Source organism: Streptomyces sp. LMG1-1-1.1, assembly GCF_040815545.1.
In the GTDB taxonomy this organism is placed as follows: Bacteria; Actinomycetota; Actinomycetes; order Streptomycetales; family Streptomycetaceae; genus Streptomyces.
Genome location: NZ_JBFPNH010000056.1, coordinates 21,371 through 37,533, shown reverse-complemented (window position 1 = coordinate 37,533; position 16,163 = coordinate 21,371). Strand labels below are relative to the sequence as shown.

General features: G+C 71.9%; 20 protein-coding genes. 8 read left to right on the top strand and 12 right to left on the bottom strand.

All coding sequences use genetic code 11. The annotated features are described in order from the left end of the window. The first annotated feature begins 171 nt into the window (after positions 1-171). The gene (locus tag MRBLMG1_RS29910; RefSeq protein ID WP_367827279.1) at positions 172-654 is read left to right on the top strand and encodes a winged helix-turn-helix transcriptional regulator; all 483 of its coding nucleotides are present in this window, start codon (positions 172-174) and stop codon (positions 652-654) included. A gap of 81 nt (positions 655-735) precedes the next feature. Continuing rightward, complete coding sequence (locus MRBLMG1_RS29905) at positions 736-1,608, top strand: undecaprenyl-diphosphate phosphatase (RefSeq protein WP_367827278.1); 873 nt, start codon at positions 736-738, stop codon at positions 1,606-1,608. A gap of 129 nt (positions 1,609-1,737) precedes the next feature. Here the strand turns inward: MRBLMG1_RS29905 and MRBLMG1_RS29900 are convergent, their stop codons facing one another. After that, on the bottom strand, positions 1,738-2,331 hold the full coding sequence (locus tag MRBLMG1_RS29900; protein WP_367827277.1) for a flavin reductase family protein: 594 nt from the start codon (positions 2,329-2,331) through the stop codon (positions 1,738-1,740). 81 nt (positions 2,332-2,412) lie between these two features. Here MRBLMG1_RS29900 and MRBLMG1_RS29895 point away from each other — a divergent pair, with 81 nt between their 5' ends. Then, positions 2,413-2,856, top strand: coding sequence for a nuclear transport factor 2 family protein (locus MRBLMG1_RS29895; RefSeq protein ID WP_367827276.1), 444 nt, complete (start codon positions 2,413-2,415; stop codon positions 2,854-2,856). Positions 2,857-2,934: 78 nt separating this feature from the next. On the opposite strand, the gene MRBLMG1_RS29890 is transcribed toward MRBLMG1_RS29895, so the two are convergent. Together MRBLMG1_RS29890 and MRBLMG1_RS29885 are read right to left on the bottom strand one after the other, a co-directional pair. Next, on the bottom strand, positions 2,935-3,840 hold the full coding sequence (locus MRBLMG1_RS29890; RefSeq protein WP_367827275.1) for a Gfo/Idh/MocA family protein: 906 nt from the start codon (positions 3,838-3,840) through the stop codon (positions 2,935-2,937). A 63-nt stretch (positions 3,841-3,903) separates the two neighbouring features. Then, positions 3,904-5,295 carry an FAD-dependent monooxygenase gene (locus tag MRBLMG1_RS29885; protein WP_367827274.1) on the bottom strand — a complete coding sequence of 464 codons (1,392 nt, stop codon included), beginning with the start codon at positions 5,293-5,295 and terminating at the stop codon, positions 3,904-3,906. A gap of 102 nt (positions 5,296-5,397) precedes the next feature. On the opposite strand from MRBLMG1_RS29885, the gene MRBLMG1_RS29880 reads away from it, so the two are divergent. The 3 genes from MRBLMG1_RS29880 (at position 5,398) to MRBLMG1_RS29870 (ending at position 7,227) form a co-directional block, all read left to right on the top strand. Then, positions 5,398-6,027 (top strand): TetR/AcrR family transcriptional regulator, encoded by a 630-nt coding sequence (locus MRBLMG1_RS29880; protein WP_367827273.1) that lies wholly within the window; start codon positions 5,398-5,400, stop codon positions 6,025-6,027. A 68-nt stretch (positions 6,028-6,095) separates the two neighbouring features. Further along, entirely contained in the window at positions 6,096-6,623 is a 528-nt protein-coding gene (locus tag MRBLMG1_RS29875) for a DinB family protein (RefSeq protein ID WP_367827272.1), read from the top strand. Positions 6,624-6,741: 118 nt separating this feature from the next. Next, entirely contained in the window at positions 6,742-7,227 is a 486-nt protein-coding gene (locus MRBLMG1_RS29870) for a hypothetical protein (RefSeq protein ID WP_367827271.1), read from the top strand. A 13-nt stretch (positions 7,228-7,240) separates the two neighbouring features. Here MRBLMG1_RS29870 and MRBLMG1_RS29865 read toward each other — a convergent pair whose 3' ends face one another. The 9 genes from MRBLMG1_RS29865 to MRBLMG1_RS29825 all read right to left on the bottom strand — a co-directional run bounded on the left by MRBLMG1_RS29865 (position 7,241) and on the right by MRBLMG1_RS29825 (position 14,125). Then, positions 7,241-7,714 carry a hypothetical protein gene (locus MRBLMG1_RS29865; RefSeq protein ID WP_367827282.1) on the bottom strand — a complete coding sequence of 158 codons (474 nt, stop codon included), beginning with the start codon at positions 7,712-7,714 and terminating at the stop codon, positions 7,241-7,243. Between the two features lie 70 nt (positions 7,715-7,784). Next, positions 7,785-8,468: a uracil-DNA glycosylase gene (gene ung, locus MRBLMG1_RS29860; protein ID WP_367827270.1), complete on the bottom strand. Its 684-nt coding sequence runs from the start codon at positions 8,466-8,468 to the stop codon at positions 7,785-7,787. Positions 8,469-8,550: 82 nt separating this feature from the next. After that, positions 8,551-10,128: an ABC transporter substrate-binding protein gene (locus MRBLMG1_RS29855; protein WP_367827269.1), complete on the bottom strand. Its 1,578-nt coding sequence runs from the start codon at positions 10,126-10,128 to the stop codon at positions 8,551-8,553. A gap of 149 nt (positions 10,129-10,277) precedes the next feature. Beyond that, positions 10,278-11,045: an SDR family oxidoreductase gene (locus tag MRBLMG1_RS29850; protein ID WP_367827268.1), complete on the bottom strand. Its 768-nt coding sequence runs from the start codon at positions 11,043-11,045 to the stop codon at positions 10,278-10,280. Positions 11,046-11,076: 31 nt separating this feature from the next. Beyond that, positions 11,077-11,838: a 3-oxoacyl-ACP reductase FabG gene (gene fabG / locus MRBLMG1_RS29845; protein WP_362559130.1), complete on the bottom strand. Its 762-nt coding sequence runs from the start codon at positions 11,836-11,838 to the stop codon at positions 11,077-11,079. Between the two features lie 169 nt (positions 11,839-12,007). Then, the gene (locus tag MRBLMG1_RS29840; protein ID WP_367827267.1) at positions 12,008-12,391 is read right to left on the bottom strand and encodes a DUF3037 domain-containing protein; all 384 of its coding nucleotides are present in this window, start codon (positions 12,389-12,391) and stop codon (positions 12,008-12,010) included. Then, on the bottom strand, positions 12,388-13,233 hold the full coding sequence (locus MRBLMG1_RS29835; RefSeq protein ID WP_367827266.1) for a HipA family kinase: 846 nt from the start codon (positions 13,231-13,233) through the stop codon (positions 12,388-12,390). Before MRBLMG1_RS29835 ends, MRBLMG1_RS29840 begins: the two co-directional genes overlap by 4 nt. Positions 13,234-13,396: 163 nt before the next feature. After that, entirely contained in the window at positions 13,397-13,594 is a 198-nt protein-coding gene (locus MRBLMG1_RS29830) for a hypothetical protein (protein ID WP_367827265.1), read from the bottom strand. Between the two features lie 126 nt (positions 13,595-13,720). Beyond that, positions 13,721-14,125 carry a hypothetical protein gene (locus MRBLMG1_RS29825; RefSeq protein ID WP_367827264.1) on the bottom strand — a complete coding sequence of 135 codons (405 nt, stop codon included), beginning with the start codon at positions 14,123-14,125 and terminating at the stop codon, positions 13,721-13,723. Between the two features lie 173 nt (positions 14,126-14,298). Here MRBLMG1_RS29825 and MRBLMG1_RS29820 point away from each other — a divergent pair, with 173 nt between their 5' ends. Both MRBLMG1_RS29820 and MRBLMG1_RS29815 read left to right on the top strand, forming a co-directional pair. Beyond that, entirely contained in the window at positions 14,299-15,297 is a 999-nt protein-coding gene (locus MRBLMG1_RS29820) for a LuxR C-terminal-related transcriptional regulator (RefSeq protein ID WP_367827263.1), read from the top strand. A 114-nt stretch (positions 15,298-15,411) separates the two neighbouring features. Beyond that, positions 15,412-16,113 (top strand): adenosylcobinamide amidohydrolase, encoded by a 702-nt coding sequence (locus MRBLMG1_RS29815; protein WP_414721677.1) that lies wholly within the window; start codon positions 15,412-15,414, stop codon positions 16,111-16,113. The last annotated feature ends 50 nt before the right edge of the window (positions 16,114-16,163 follow it).

Here is a 16,163-nt window from a genome sequence, read left to right as displayed (position 1 = left end):
GGCACCTCAGTGCCCACGCCTGCGGCGTGGAACGGCGCCGCACCCATCCCTCGAGCGCAGCCCGTTCCTCGTCCGACAGGATCAACTCGGCCTTCGGCCGCCCCGTACGTGTCACAGGCCAAGCTTACATATCTGAACAGAATTCCTGACTCAGAAGACTAGGCTGACCCCATGAAGGCCGCGCCCCGCCCCTGCTCGATCGCCGACACCCTCGCCCTCGTCGGCGAGAAGTACGCACTCCTCGTGCTCCGCGAGATCTCCCTCGGCGTGCACCGCTTCGACCGCATCGCCCGCAACACGGGCGCGCCCCGCGACATCCTCACCGCCCGCCTCAAGCGGCTCGTCGAGGCCGGGATCGTGGAAAAGGTGCAGTACAGCGAGCGCCCTCCGCGCTTTGAGTACCGGGCCACCGCGGCCGGCGAGGAACTCCAGCCGGTCCTCGTGACACTCATGGCCTGGGGCGACCGCCACCTCAACGCCGACGCCCGGCCCGTCGTGCTGGAGCACGACTGCGGCGAGATCCTCAGCCCCCGGCTCGTCTGCGCCCACTGCGGCGGCGAGGCCGACCGCACGAGTCTCAGCCACCACGTCAGGTCCCCCGGCTGGACCACGACGGGCCCCGTGGAGGCCGGAACCGGCAAGGGCGAAGCCTGATCATCGACGCGTCATCTTGGGAAGGTACGCTGCGCACGACCTTCTGACCGCACACGTACATAACGGGACGGCCCTAGCCCCATGAGTTGGTTCGAATCGTTCATCCTCGGACTCGTCCAGGGGCTGACGGAGTTCCTTCCCATCTCCTCCAGCGCGCACCTCCGCCTCACCGCCGCGTTCGCCGGCTGGGAGGACCCGGGCGCGGCCTTCACCGCGATCACCCAGATCGGCACCGAGGCCGCCGTCCTCATCTACTTCCGCAAGGACATCGCCCGGATCGTCGCGGCCTGGTTCCGCTCGCTGACCGACAAGGCGATGCGCTCCGACCACGACGCCCAGATGGGCTGGCTCGTGATCGTCGGCTCGATCCCGATCGGCGTCCTCGGCGTCACCTTCAAGGACCAGATCGAGGGCCCCTTCCGCGACCTGCGGCTGATCGCCACCACCCTGATCGTCATGGGCATCGTCCTCGGCGTCGCCGACCGCCTGGCCGCCCGCGACGAGATCGGCGGCCGCCACCGCGTGGTCCGCGAGCGCAAGACGCTCAAGGACCTCGGCGTGAAGGACGGCCTCATCTACGGCTTCTGCCAGGCGATGGCCCTCATCCCCGGTGTCTCCCGCTCCGGGGCCACCATCTCCGGCGGCCTCCTCATGGGCTACACCCGCGAAGCCGCCGCCCGCTACTCCTTCCTCCTCGCCGTCCCCGCGGTCCTCGCCTCCGGCGTCTTCGAACTCAAGGACGCCGGCGAAGGCCACGTCTCCTGGGGCCCGACGATCTTCGCCACCTTCATCGCCTTCGGCGTCGGCTACGCCGTCATCGCATGGTTCATGAAGTTCATCACCACGAAGTCCTTCATGCCCTTCGTCATCTACCGCATCCTCCTCGGCATCCTCCTCTTCATCCTGGTCGGCACCGACGTCCTCAGCCCCCACGCGGGCGAGTCCGCGAGCTGACGGATCCGCCGGCTGACTCCGCGCCCGCGTGGGACCGCACCGCGCGGCTCGGCGTGACGCGGCGGCCTTGATCTCGTGCCGGGCGCCTCGCCGCGAGTTCCGCGGGCGCTGCGGGCAGGAGTCGGAGGGTCAGGCGCGGTAGGGGACTCTGGCGATCTCTTCGATGCCGCCCAGGGTGCCCCATTCGTTCTTGCCGAGGCGGGACAGGGGGCGGAGCAGGGAGATCTCGGGGTGGCCGTCGACGAGGACGGACTCGTGGACGGCGGCGTGGAGGACGCGGCCGAAGACGACGGTGGAGTCGCCGATGCGGAGGGTGCTGTGCAGCTCGCATTCGAGGGCCACGGGTGAGAGGGCGACCCGCGGGGGCTTGACGCGGAGGCTCGGCTCTCGCTCCACGCCGCAGGCGTCGAACTCGCTGGTGCCGCGGGGGAAGTCGGTGGCGGTGGCGTTGATCCGCTCGAAGAGGGGCTGGGGGGCGAGGTTCACCACGAACTCGCCGGTCTCCTCGACGTTCCGGAGCGAGTCCTTGCGGCCGACGGAGGTGAACTGCACGACCGGCGGGTTGACCGAGGCGATGGTGAAGAAGGAGTGCGGGGCGAGGTTGTCCGTGCCGTCGGCGGACGTCGTGGAGACCCAGGCGATCGGCCGGGGGACGACGGTGGCGGTGAGGAGCCGGTAGAAGGAGGGGCCGTCGCTCAGGTCGGGGTCGATGTTCACGCGCATGTCGGACAGTATGACCGTGCGCCGGAACTCCTCCCGCGCACGCCCCTTGGCCCCGGGCTCCCGCTGCCGGAGACTGAACCGATGACGCAGCGCGTGGACCTCTCGACCGTGATGGACCGGATCGCCGTCGACGACCTGGTATCCGGGTACGCGGCAGCCGTGGACGACGCCGACTGGACCGCCTACCGGGCGTTGTTCGGCCCGGACGGCCGGGCCGACTACCGGGGCTCGGGCGGCATCGAGGGTCCCGTCGCCGAGGTGGCCGACTGGCTCGCCGAGACGATGACCCTCTTCCCCGTACGCCAGCACCTCATCGTGAACCGGCGGGTCGTCTTCCGGGAACCGGGCGGCTATCCCCAGCCGGGCGACGAGGCGGACATCCGCGCCGACTACGTCAACCCGATGCGCTTCGCCTCCGGCGAGGACTTCGTCTGCGGCGGCCGCTACGCCTTCACGGCCCGTCGCACCGCCGACGGCTGGCGCCTCCGGTCGGTCGTGGTCGACGAACGCTGGCGCCGCCACTGACACGGGGCCGGCCCTCGCGCGGACGGCGCCCCGCCCCGCCCGCGCGGGGGTGCCGGGGCGACCCGGCGGAGTCGTACGTCAGGATGCCTGGGCCAGGGCCTCGGTGACGACGCGCTCGCACAGTTCGTGGGTGAGGAGGGCGTCGCGGGCGCTGAGGAGCCCGCCTTCGCGCACGGCGTCGAGGAAGGCGAGGACGGCCTGTTCGATGCCGCGCTGGCGGGCCACGGGGACCCAGTCGCCGCGGCGGCGCACGGTCGGCTGGCCCTTGTGGTCGACGACGTCCGCGATGTTGAGGACCTGGCGCTTGGTGTCCTGGCCGGAGACCTCGAGGACCTCCTCGGTGGAGCCGTTCATCCGGTTCATCATGCCGATGGCGGTGAAGCCGTCGCCGGAAAGCTGGAGCACGATGTGGTGGAGGAGCCCGTCGCGGAGGCGGGCGCGCACGTCGACGTGCTCGACCTCGCCGGGGAGGAGGAAGCGCAGGGTGTCGACGACGTGGATGAAGTCGTCGAGGACGAACGTGCGGGGGTCCTCGGGCAGGCCGATCCGGTTCTTCTGCATCAGGATCAGGTCGCGCGGGTGGTCGAGGCACTGGGCGTAGCTGGGGGCGAGGCGCCGGTTGAAGCCGACGGCGAGGGAGACCGAGCGCTTCTCGGCGAGTTCCACGATCCGCTCGGCGTCGGCGTAGTCGTAGGCGAGGGGCTTGTCGACGTACGTGGGGACGCCGGCCTCCAGGAGCCGGATGGCGATCTCGGCGTGGGCGGCCGTGGACGCGTGGACGAACGCGGCGTCGAGCCCGACGGCGAGCAGCGAGTCGAGGTCCGCGTGGCGCTGTTCGGCGGGCAGGTGCAGGGTGTCGGCCACCCGGTCCAGGGTCGCGCGGGTGCGGGTCTGGAGGTGGAGTTCGACCGCGGGGAGGGTGGAGAGGACGGGAAGGTAGGCCTTCTGCGCGATGTCGCCGAGTCCGATGCAGCCAACCTTCACGGGGTCTCTCCCTTGTTGTCGTCCGTCGGCCCCGGCCGTGCTCGGAGGGGCCGTTCGCGCTGGTCAGCTTACGCGGCGCCGGATCGCCTCCCCGGTGGGGCCGATGGCCTCGCTGACCTCGGTGGCTTCGACGGCCTCGACGGGCGGGTGCCAGTCGCAGATGCCGTCGAAGCCGCGCAGGACGAGTCCTGGACCGAAGCGGGAGACGCCGCGGACGAGCGCGGCGCGCAGGGCGACGGCGGGGCGGGCGGAGAGCATGGTGACGGCGCCGGTGCGGGCGGCCTTGCGGACGATGGCGCTGGTGCGCGGCAGCCGGTCGGCGGTGTAGGCGGCAAGCGCGCGGGAGGGCACGAAGTCGGTGCCGGAGCCGGCGTGGTGGGCGAGGACGACGGCGTCCTCGACGGCCTGGTTCCCGCCCTGGCCGAGGCTCGGCATCATCGCGTGCGCGGCGTCGCCGAGGAGGGCCACGCGGCCCCGGTGGAAGGCCGGCAGGGGGTCGGGCAGGTGGTGGACGTCGTGCCGGAGGATCCGGTCGGGGTCGACGCCGGCGAGGATCTCGGGGACGGGGTGGTGCCAGTCCCCGAAGAGGCGCAGGAGTTCGGCCCGTTCGTCGTCGGGCGCGTGGGCGCCTGCCGGGGCGACGGCCATGGCGTACGCGTAGACCCTGCCGTCCTTCAGGGGCTGGCTGCCCCACAGCCGGCCGGCTCCCCAGGTCTCGTGCGGGGTGAAGCCCCGTTCGGGGGCGGGGACGACGACCCGCCAGCTGGTGCTGCCGGAGTAGCGGGGTCCGGGGTGGTCGGGGAAGAGCGCCCGGCGGGTCGCCGAGTGGATGCCGTCGGCGGCCAGGACGAGTTCGGCCGCCAGTTCGCTCCGGCCCTCGGTGCCGGTGGCGGTGGCGGAGGCGTTGCCGGGGCCGGGGCCGGGGCCGGTGGCGGAGGCGGTGCCGGTGCCGGGGCCGGTGCCCGAGGCGGTGCCGGTGCCGGGGCCGGTGTCCGAGACGGTGCCGGTGCCGGGGCGGGTGTCCGAGACGGTCACGTGGGCGGGGGCCTGGTCGTCTCCGGGGTCGGTGACGGTGGCGGTCACGCCGGTGCGGACGGTTCCCTCGGGGAGGGCCGAGGTGAGGATCTCGACGAGGGTGGCGCGGTGCAGGAGGACCAGGGGGCCGCCGAAGCGCTCCGAGGCGGCCGTGGCGTCGGTGCGGGCGAGCCAGCGGCCGTCGGGTGTCCGCATGCCGCCGTCGCCCTGCCAGGCGGCGAGCGTACGGACGCGGTCGCCGAGGCCGATGACGTCGAGGGCGCGCTGGGCGTTGGGGGCGAGGCCGATGCCGGCGCCGACGGGGGCGAGGTCGGCGGCGCGTTCGAGGACGGTGACCCGCCAGCCGCGCTGATGCAGGGCGACGGCGGCGGTGAGTCCGCCGATGCCGGCTCCGACAACGACGGCGCGGTGCTGTTCCATGGCTGCTCCTCGGATCAGGGAACTACAGGTGTAGTGAGTCCGACGACATGACCGTACTACAGCTGTAGTTCCTCCGGTAAGGGCCGGTAGTAGGTTGTCCCCATGAGTCCAGCCGCCGCCGGCACCCCGGCCCCGGAGCCCACCGCGTCCCGCGCCGAGCGGATCGGCGACGCAGCCCTCGCCCTCCTCGTCGAGCGGGGGATGCGGGGCCTGACCCACCGCGCCGTGGACGAGCGCGCGGGGCTGCCGCAGGGCTCGACGTCCAACCACGCGCGCACCCGCCAGGCCCTCCTGGAGACGGCCGTACGGCGCCAGGTCCAGCGGGAGTCGGAGGTCCTCACCCCGCACGAGATGCCGGGCCCGGACAGCGGCCACGCCGCGCTCGTCGACGCCCTGGCGCTCGCGCTGCACCGCTACCTCACCGACCACCGCTCACTGCTGGTCTCCCGCTACGAGCTGGCACTTGAGGCCACCCGCCGCCCCGAACTGCGGAGCTTCTTCGACGCGGCCGGGTCGACCTTCCACACCCCGCTGATCGCGATGATGACGGCGGCCGGCTCGCCGGAGCCCCAGCGGCACGCGCTGTCGCTGATCGCCTGGTGCGAGGGGCTGATGTTCTCCTGCGCGGCGGGCTCCTTCCACGCGGTCGTGCCGAGCCGGACGGAACTGCGCACCGGTTTCGACGAGTTGCTCCGCGGCATGCTCACGAACCGGCCCACCGGGGCGGGCTGACGACGCGGACGCCCGACCGGCCGGGAATCCCCTGGCGCCGTCCGCGGCCATGGGAGACGATGCCGGGCATGACCACCGAACGCACCGAAATCACCCCCCGCATCGACCCGTCCACCACCTCGGGCGAGCGGGAGGCCCTGGAGCAGTGGCTCGACTTCCACCGCGTCACCCTCGCGCAGAAGTGCGAGGGGCTCGACGACGCCCGGCTGCGCACCCCGTCCGCTCCGCCGTCGGACCTCAACCTCCTGGGCCTGGTGCGCCACATGGCCGAGGTCGAGCGCGGCTGGTTCCGCCGCGTCCTGGCCGGCGAGGAAGCGGCCTGGATCTACTCGACCGAGGAGGACCGCGACCGGGACATCCACGCGACGGACGAGGACACGTACGAGGAGGCCTACGCCACCTGGCAGGCCGAGATCGCCCACGCCCGCACCCTGGCCGCCGGCCGCGACCTCGACGACCTGGCCGTGGGCAAGCACCGCACCGGACAGCCCTTCAACCTCCGCTGGATCTACCTCCACATGATCGAGGAGTACGCCCGCCACAACGGCCACGCGGACCTGATCCGGGAGCGCATCGACGGCGCGACCGGCGACTGAACCGCGACGGACGGACGCCGACGCGCCGGTCAAGGCCGGGCCCGTGACGGCACCCGTGCGGGGCATTCCCCGCCGGTAGGGGTACGAAGATCGCCACCGGCGCGCCAGAGTTGCGCGGGTGCATGGAACCCGAACCACAGCGAAGATCCTGGTCGGGGCGGCGGTGGCCGCTCTGGCGGGCTGCGTCTCGGTGGACGCGCCGCCGACGGCGCCCGTCACCGCGCCCGCGGCGGAGACCTTACGCCCCGGTCAGGAGGTGGCACCGCAGATCGTCGAGGGCCCGGCCCTCGACGCGCTCGAAGCGGCGCTCCCCGCTCTCCCTCCGTCCGCCGCGCCCCGCACTACACCGCCGCCCGACGAACACCGGGGGGCGGCGGCCCAGCGCCGCTCCGAGGCCCCGCGCCCCGAGGTCGTACCCCGGCAGCGGGCGCATCCGCCCCACCCGGCGGCCCGGCCGGAACTGGCCGAGCTGCCGGACCTGGCGGCTCTGCCGGGGGACCCGCGGGTCCCCCGTGCGGACGTCTGCGCCCTGGGCGAGCGGTACGGGGGCTGGGACCCGAGGGGCGAGCCGTCCGGGATCTGCCACGGCACGTACGGCCGGTGAGGCGCCGCTCGCGTCAGTGGCCCCGGAGCCGCAGCTCCAGCCGTGCGATCGCCGCCCGCACGCCGTTCCCGTAGCCGTCGTCGTCCAGGGTCTCCGAGGCCGCCCGGGCCCGGTCCAGATGGACCCGCGCGGCGTCGGGGCGCTGGAGCTTGACGTAGTCGGCGGCGAGGTTGAGGTGGAGCGAGGGGTAGAGCGCCCGCAGCGCCACGGCCGAGCCGTGGGCGGCGAGCCGCTCCTCGGCGAGGCCCTCGGCCGCGCTCAGCGCCCGCAGGTCCCAGGCCAGCTCGGTGTCGGGGTCGTCCTGGGCGTCCGCCATGTAGTGCGCGAGGGTGCACCGGTGGAGGGGGTCACCGTCCGGGCCGATCTGCTGCCAGAGCAGCCCGAAGCGGTTCCTGGCCTCCTCGCGGTCGCCGCCGTGCAGCAGCATCAGGGCCTGCCCGATCCTGGTCATGACCCCGTCGTCCGACACCTGCTGCTGCTCGGTCACCGCGATCTCCACCCGCTCATCCACTGGGAGGGACGACGCTAGCCGTCCCCGGCCCGGATCCGGCCGAGGCTCAGCCGAGGTCGGGGATGCGCCAGTCGATCGGCTCGTGCCCCTGGGCCGCGACGGCCGCGTCGATCTGGGTGAAGGGCCGCGATCCGAAGAACTTCTTCGCGGACAGCGGCGAGGGGTGGGCGCCCTTCACTACGACGTGCCGCTCCTCGTCGATGAGCGGCAGCTTCTTCTGCGCGTAGTTGCCCCAGAGGACGAAGACGGCGGGGTCGGGCCGCGCGGCGACGGCGGTGATCACCGCGTCGGTGAACTTCTCCCACCCCTTGCCCTTGTGCGAGTTCGCCTCGCCGGAGCGGACCGTCAGCACGGCGTTGAGCAGGAGGACGCCCTGCTGGGCCCACGGCATCAGATAGCCGTTGTCCGGGATCGGGTGGCCGAGCTCGGCGTGCATCTCCTTGTAGATGTTCCGCAGGGACGGCGGGGTCTTCACGCCGGGCCGGACCGAGAAGCAGAGCCCGTGGCCCTGACCCTCGCCGTGGTAGGGGTCCTGTCCGAGGATCAGGACCTTGACCTTGTCGTACGGCGTGGCGTCGAGGGCGGCGAAGACCTCGTCCTTCGGCGGGAAGACCGGCCCGGCGGCGCGCTCCTCCTCGACGAACTCGGTGAGCTGTGCGAAGTACGGCTTCTGCAGCTCGTCGCCGAGAACACCCCGCCAGGAGTCGGGCAGCATGCTGGTGTCGGTCACGGTCAACAACCTCCGGTGGACGTTCCTGTTTCTCCGTCCGAGAACCTACCGGGGGCCACTGACAGTAGCCCCCGGCGGCCTTCTACCAGCTGGCCCTGCGGTACAGCTCCCACAGCTGCATGACCGTCTGCGGGTCGAGCGCGCGCTCGCCGCCGCCGATGTCCTCGCCGGCCGCGATGTACAGCTTGCCCTGCCAGAGCGGCAGCAGGCGGACGTCCTGGACCATGATCTCCTGGGCCTCCACGAACTCGTCCGTGACGGTCCCGCGGTCGCTGTCGCGGCGGGACTTCGGGAGCAGTTCGTTGGTGATCCGGGGGCTCACGTACGGCGTGCCGAGGACGTTCTCCTTGCCCACGAACGGGGCGACGAAGTTGTCCGGGTCCGGGAAGTCGGGGAACCAGCCACGGCCGAAGACCGGGTACCGGCCCTTCTGGTAGCCCTCCTGGAACTCCTTCCAGGGCTTGCCCTGGAGGGTGATCTTGAAGAGGCCCTGCTCCTCGAGCTGCCGCTTGAGCTCGGCGAACTCGGCGGCCGTCGAGGAGCCGTACCGGTCGGTGGTGTACCAGAAGGTCAGCTCGACGGGCTCGGTGATGCCGGCTTCGCGGAGGATCTTCTTGGCCTTGGTCGCGCTGGGCGAGCCGAAGCGGTCGAAGAACTTGGTGGTGTGAGCGGCGATTCCCTTGGGCACCATGGAGTACAGCGGCTCGGCGGTGCCCTGGTAGACCTTGTTCACCAGCTCGTCGCGGTCGACGAGCTGGGCGATCGCCTTGCGGACGGGAAGCTTGGCGACCGAGGGGTCCTGGGCGTTGAAGACGAGGTAGCGGATGTCGGCGCCGGTGGACTCGACGAGCTGGAGGCCCTTGTTCTCGGGCTTGTCGTCCTGGAGACCGATGACCTCCTCGGCGGTGAGGCCGCGGTAGGTGGCGTCGATCTCGTCCTTCTTGAGGGCGGCGACCATGGCGTCGGAGTCGTCGAAGTACCGGATCGTCGCGCCGCCGTTCTTGCGGTCGGCGAATCCCTTGTAGCTGGCGTTCTTCGACAGCTCGGCGGTCTTGCGCTCCTCGTACGAGTCGAGGACGTACGGACCGGAGCCGGTGATCTTGCCGTCCTTGCGGAGCTTGTCGGCCGGGTAGTCGGCCGGGTCCACGAGCGACATGGCGGGGGTGGCGAGGACGTACGGGAAGGTCGCGTCCGGCTTGTTGAGCCGGAAGACGACGGTGCGGTCGCCGACGGTCTCGATCTTGTCGAGCGAGCCGAGCATCCCGTTGGGGCCACCCTCCTGGTCGATCGTGCGGATGCGCTCGATCGAGTACTGGACGGCCTTGGCGTCCAGTTTGTGCCCGTTGGAGAACGTGAGGCCCTCGATCAGCTTGCATTCGAAGACCCGGCTGGAGGTGTCCGAGAACTTGCAGTCGGCGGCATCCGTCTGCGGTGTCGTACTGCCCGTCGGGAAGGCCACCAGGGTCTGGAAGACATTCCGGAAGAGCTCCCAGGAATTGTCCCAGGCGGCGGCCGGATCAAGCGTGGTGGGAGAGCTCGTCGTGCCGATGACGATTCTCTGATCCCCGGCGGAGTCACTGTCCGAGAAGACACTGCATCCGGACACCAGGGATATGGACACAAGGGCTGCAGCGGCCTGCAGACTGGTCCGGTTGAACACGTGCACGCTCCTCGTTCAGCCAGGGGTCGGCCGACGATACCGCAGCACCCCGCCAGGTCAATGTCTGAGGCCGACGGGGCACTTGAGGCATTCAACGTATAACCGGGGTCAATCCGGACACTGGATTCCGGAAAGTGTCCGGTTATCGGTCACCCGACTCCGGCGTTCAGGAAAATCCCACCGTCGACGACGAGCGTCTGGCCGGTGATCCACTCCGCTTGGGAGGAGGTGAGGAAGGCGGTCGCGCCCCCGATGTCCGCCGGCTCGCCGAGACGGCCGAGCGGATAAGCGGCGGCAGCCTCCGCCTCCCGGCCCTCATAGAGGGCCTGCGCGAATTTCGTCTTCACGACGGCCGGGGCAATGGCATTGACCCGCACGAGCGGCGCGTATTCGTGCGCCAATTGCAGGGTCAGGTTGATCATCGCGGCTTTGCTCATGCCGTACGCGCCGATGAAAGGCGAGGCCGATACGCCGGCGATCGAGGCGATGTTCACGATCGCCCCGCCGTGCTCCTTCTGCCAGGCGTGCCAGCTGCGCTGGGCGAAGCCGAGCGCGGAGACCACGTTCGTCTCGAAGACCTTCCGGGCGACCCCGAGGTCCAGATCGGCGATGGGCCCGAAGACCGGGTTCGTACCGGCGTTGTTGACCAGGAAGTCCAGTCGGCCGAAACCGTCCATCGCCGCCTCGACGGCGGCGGCCTGGTGGGCCTCGTCGTGGGCCTTGCCGGGCACGCCGATCGCCCGGTCGGAACCGAGCCTCTCGACGGCCTCCTTGAGGGCCTCCTCGCCGCGCCCGGTGATGACGACCCGGTCGCCGCGGGCGACCAGCGCCTCGGCGACGCCGTATCCGATGCCCCGGCTCGCGCCGGTGACGAGGGCGACCTTGCCGGAGAGCTCCGGCCTTGCGTTCGCGGTCATGCCTGCTCCTCCTCTCGCTGCTGCCGGTACGTCAGTTGAGCGGGCCGCCGGCCACGTACATGACCTGGCCGGACACGAAGCCGGCGTCGTCGCCCGCGAAGAAGGCGATCGCGTTGGCGACGTCCTCGGGGCGGCCGACCCGCTGCACCGGGATCATGGAGGCGGCGGCGGCCTGGAAGTCCTCGAAGCCCATGCCGACGCGCTCGGCCGTCTGCGCGGTCATCTCCGTGACGATGAAGCCCGGGGCGACGGCGTTGGCGGTGATGCCGAACTTCCCGAGCTCCTTGGCGAGGGTCTTGGTGAGGCCCTGCAGACCGGCCTTGACGGCCGAGTAGTTGGCCTGGCCGCGGTTGCCGAGCGCCGACGAGGAGGAGAGCGACACGATCCGGCCGAAGCCCGCGTCCACCATGTGCTTCTGGCAGGCCTTCGCCATCAGGAAGGCACCCTTGAGGTGCACGTTCATGACCAGGTCCCAGTCGGACTCGGACATCTTGAAGAGCAGGTTGTCGCGGAGCACGCCCGCGTTGTTGACGAGGATCGTCGGCGCGCCGAGCTCGGCGGCGATCCGCGCGACGGCGGCCTCGACCTGGGCGCTGTCGGAGACGTCGCAGCCGACCGCGAGGGCGGTGCCGCCGGCGGCGGTGATCTTCTCGACGGTGTCCTTGCAGGCCGCCTCGTCGAGGTCGAGTACGGCGACGGCGCGGCCCTCGGCCGCCAGGCGGAGCGCGGTGGCGGCCCCGATGCCCCGTGCGGCACCCGTGACGACGGCTACGCGCTGCTCGGTGGTGGACATGCTTGGTTCTCCTCGCCCTTGGATCATCCCTGGTCGCGGCCGAACCGGTCGTGCGCCCTTGCGTCCCGCACATGAGCGACCGCTTAGTATCGTCCGCAGAACGAGACGCTAGAAGCCCTGGCACCCGGTGTCAACGGCCCACCGGGTGCACCAGGTCACTCCCTCCGCGCTACCGGACGAGCAGGTCGAGCAGTCGTTCCACCTCGGCCTCGGGATCGGCCGTGAGCCCCGTGTGCACCGGACCCGGCTGCACCACGGTGGAGCGCGGGGCGATCAGCCAGCGGAAACGGCGGCCCGCGTCGTCGCGCGCCGCCTGGCCCGCCGCGTCGCCGCCGAGGCAGACCCCCTCGACCGCGCGCAGCGCGGCGCGGACACCGGTCACGTCGGCCGCCGGGTCGAGCACCGCCAGCTTGGCCTCGTCCAGATGGGTGCGGGCGGCCACGAAGGACCGGGCGCGGCAGTAGACGACCACGCCCGCGTTGAAGCACTCGCCGCGCTCGACCCGCGGCACCACGCGCAGCAGCGCGTACTCGAAGACATCGCGGTCGGTCACGTGGTGCTGTCCTTCTCGGTGGAGTGCGGCCGGGGCGCGAGACGCTCGGCGAGCCAGCCGGGCGGCTGCTGGGGCCTGCTCTCGGTGCGGGGGCCGAGTGTGATCCGCTCGTGGATGGTGGCGGCGCGCGGCAGGAGCGCGTCGACGTACGCCGCCCGCACCTCGTCCGTACTCGCGAAGCCGGGCTCGTCGACCAGCCACTCGTCGGGCACGTCGGCGGCGACCTCTTCGAGGAGCTCCCGGGTGACCAGGGGCGCGAGCTCAGCCGCCGCCGCGGCCACGTCGGGCGAGAACGGCGCGAGCGCGTGGTCCGACGCGTCGTACGGCTTCGCGGCCGAGGCCTGGGCGCCCGGCCAGTTGTGGTGCCAGATCATCGTGGCCCCGTGGTCGATCAGCCACAGCTCCCCGTGCCACACCAGCATGTTCGGGTTCCGCCACGACCGGTCCACGTTGTTGATCACCGCGTCGAACCAGACGACCCTGCCCGCCTCCCGCGGGTCCACCTCGTACGCCAGCGGGTCGAACCCCAGCGACCCCGGCAGGAAGTCCATGCCCAGGTTCAGCCCCCCGCTCGCCTTGAGCAGCTCCTGCACCTCCTGGTCCGGCTCCGAAAGCCCGATCACCGGATCCAACTGGATCGCGACGAGCTCCGGCACCCGCAGACCCAGCCTGCGCGCCAGCTGCCCGCAGACGACCTCGGCTACCAGGGTCTTGCGCCCCTGGCCGGCGCCGGTGAACTTCATGACGTACGTGCCGAGGTCGTCGGCCTCGACGATCCCGGGGAGCGAGCCGCCCTCACGCAATGGCGTGACGTAGCGGGTCGCTGTCACTTCGGTAAGCATTCGCCCAGGTTATCGACTCGTCGAGCCGTCCGGGGGACGGCGAGGAGGACGGGGGAAGAGGGCGGAAGAAGAGGGGGAGGCGAAGGGGGCCGAGTCGGGCCCGGGGCCCGGAAGGGGGGCCGAGCCCGAGGCTCAGGGTGAGGCCGAGGGCGGGCCCGAGGGCCTACTGCCAGATCATGTCGTCGGTGGTGACGACGAAGGGGTCCTCGCCCGGCGCGGTGGTCGCGATGACGTTCACGTCGGCCGCAGTGATGTTCGCGGCGGCCGCTCCGGTGGCGGAGTGGGTGGCCAGGGCGGGGACGGGGGCGGCGAGAGCGAGTGCGGCGACCGCGGCGGCCAGGGCGACACGGGTGCGGATCATGGCGGAAGTCCTTTGCTGCGTCGGAAGGTTCGGGTGGTTCGGACGGGCCGGACCCGGTCGACATCCCGCGGTGACGCGTTCCCGGTTCCTGCCTGCCGGTCGGTCGGTGTTCCCTGCCGGCGCTCCCTACTCTCGTCGCCGCTCCGGGACGGTGGTAGTGCTTCCGGGTGGACCGAATCGGCCTTGGACCTTTCCGTCCATCACTCGATCCGGCGGCCCGGAAGCGGACAGCAGCTGCTCGAACACGGGCGTGATCAGCGGGGCTTGGGCATCCAGCAGGGTCCAGCCGGTGAGTTCGGGGCAGTGGAGCAGGGCGCGCAGGCAGACCGTGCGCGCCGCGGCCTCCGCCTCCACGAGCCTGTCCGACCGGAGGTACAGCCCCAGTACGGGGTGTGGCCGTACGTGCGCGTGGACCGACACGTGCTCGACGCGCTCCTCGGGCAGGGCGTGGCCGAGGACGAGAGCACGGGTGTCAGGGGGGAGGACCGTGGCGCCACCGAGCGCCTTCAGGCTCGTGTGGATGAGGTACATGCACCCGACTCAAACAGGGATGCCGGCCTCGCGGCACCCTCGCACGCTGGACCCTTTGGGCCCTGGACCCTTCCGGCCAGAACCGGAACGGAGGGTGACCGCCCGACGACGCCTATGGCATGATCACGACGCCTGAACAGGGTTGCCGGTCACGTCCTTCTGGGGGGTTGGAAATGCTGGCCGTACTGGGTCTCGACGCGCGCGCGGAATCCGTCTACCGCGCGATGCTGGCCCGTCCGCAGGACGGCGTGGCCGGCCTTGCGCAGCAGACGGGGCACACCGAGGAGCAGGTGCGGGACGCACTCGACCTACTGAGCGAGCTGGCGCTCGTACGGCCGTCCGCCGACGAAGCCGGCCGGATCCGGGCCGTCTCGCCGGACATCGGCATGGAGATCCTCATGGCCCGCCAGCAGGCCGAACTCGCCGCCCAGCAGCAGCGGGTGGAGACCTCGCGGGCCGCCGCCGCACAACTGATCGCCGAGTTCGCCGACCTGCGGCCGCAGGTGCCGAGCCCCGGCGTGCGGCAATTGGTCGGCCTCGACCAGATCCGGGAATGCCTGGCTCGCCTCACCCGTGAGATGACCACCGAGGTGATGACCTTCGCCCCCGACGGCGCCCACACACCGGAGTCCATCGACGCCGCCCGTCCGCTCAACGAGGAGTTGCTCAGGCGCGGGATCCGGATGCGGACGATCTACCTCGACAGCGCACGCAACAGCCCGCACACCATCGAGTACGTCAACTGGCTGTCGGAGCGCGGCGCGCAGATCCGTACGGCCCCCGTCCTGCCGACCCGGATGATCATCACGGACCGTTCGACCGCCGTCATTCCGGTCAACAGCGACGACACGGCCGCCGGAGCCGTGGTCCTGACCGGGCAGGGCACGCTCACCGCACTGTGCGCGCTGTTCGACACCACCTGGGCGTCCGCACAGCCGCTCGGGCAGGCGGGGACCCGGGACTCGCACGGACTCACCGGTCCGGAGGCCACCACCATCCGGCTGCTCTCCGAGGGCTTCACGGACGAGGCGATAGCCAAGCGGCTCGGCGTCTCGCAGCGCACGGCGCGGCGGGTCGCCACGGACCTGATGGAACGGCTGGGCGCACGCAGCAGGTTCGAGGCCGGCGTGCGGGCGGTCCAGCACGGCTGGCTCCCGGCCCGGCCCGTCTGATCCGGCCCTCCGGGCGCCCGCCCCTCACCGCCGCGTCACTCCCCCACCGGGCCCTCCCGGCCGCTGTCCGGGCACGGCAGCCGTCGGGCCGGATACCGCGCGTTAGGGTGTGGGGTGCTTCCGCGAACCCTCCTCACCAGCCGCTCCCTGGCCGACGCCGTGCTCCTCGCGCACACGGAGCAGGGGCAGGAGTGGCCGCTCTTCGTCTGGGCCCCGGGGCCGGGCGTACGGATGGTGTCGAGCGCCGTCCTCGGCGGCGGCATCGGCGAGCGGGCGTGGGTCCTGAACGCCCAGGTCCCGCCCGGCTACGGCCGGCTCGACCCCGTGGCCCACCTCGGCGATCTGGCCTCCGGCGCGGGGCTGGAGGGCGTCGGCGTCGGCCTCATGACGGCGGCCTCGGTGGCGGACCGGCGGTACGCGGCGGACGCCGGCGCGCAGGCCGTGGTGACCGCGGGAATAGGGGTACGCGGCTGGGCCGCCGCACCGGCGGCCGGTGACGTCGCGCCGCCGCGCCCCGGGACGATCAACATCATCGTGTCGCTCCCCGTACCGCTCACGGACGCCGCCCTCGTGAACGCGGTCGCCACCGCCACCGAAGCGAAGACCCAGGCCCTGGTCGAGCTCGGAGCCGACGCCTCCGGCACACCCACGGACGCCGTCTGCGTCGCCGCCCCCTCCCCCACCGGCCCGGACGCCGAGGCCTTCGCCGGCCCGCGCTCCCTCTGGGGCGCCCGGCTCGCCCGCGCGGTCCACCGGGCGACCCGAGCCGTCTGCGCGGACCTGCTCGCGGCCGAAAGGGCCGCCGGGATCGGCTGACACCCGGGCGGGCATACCGGCCGACCGAACCGGGGGAAGCGGGCAGCGGG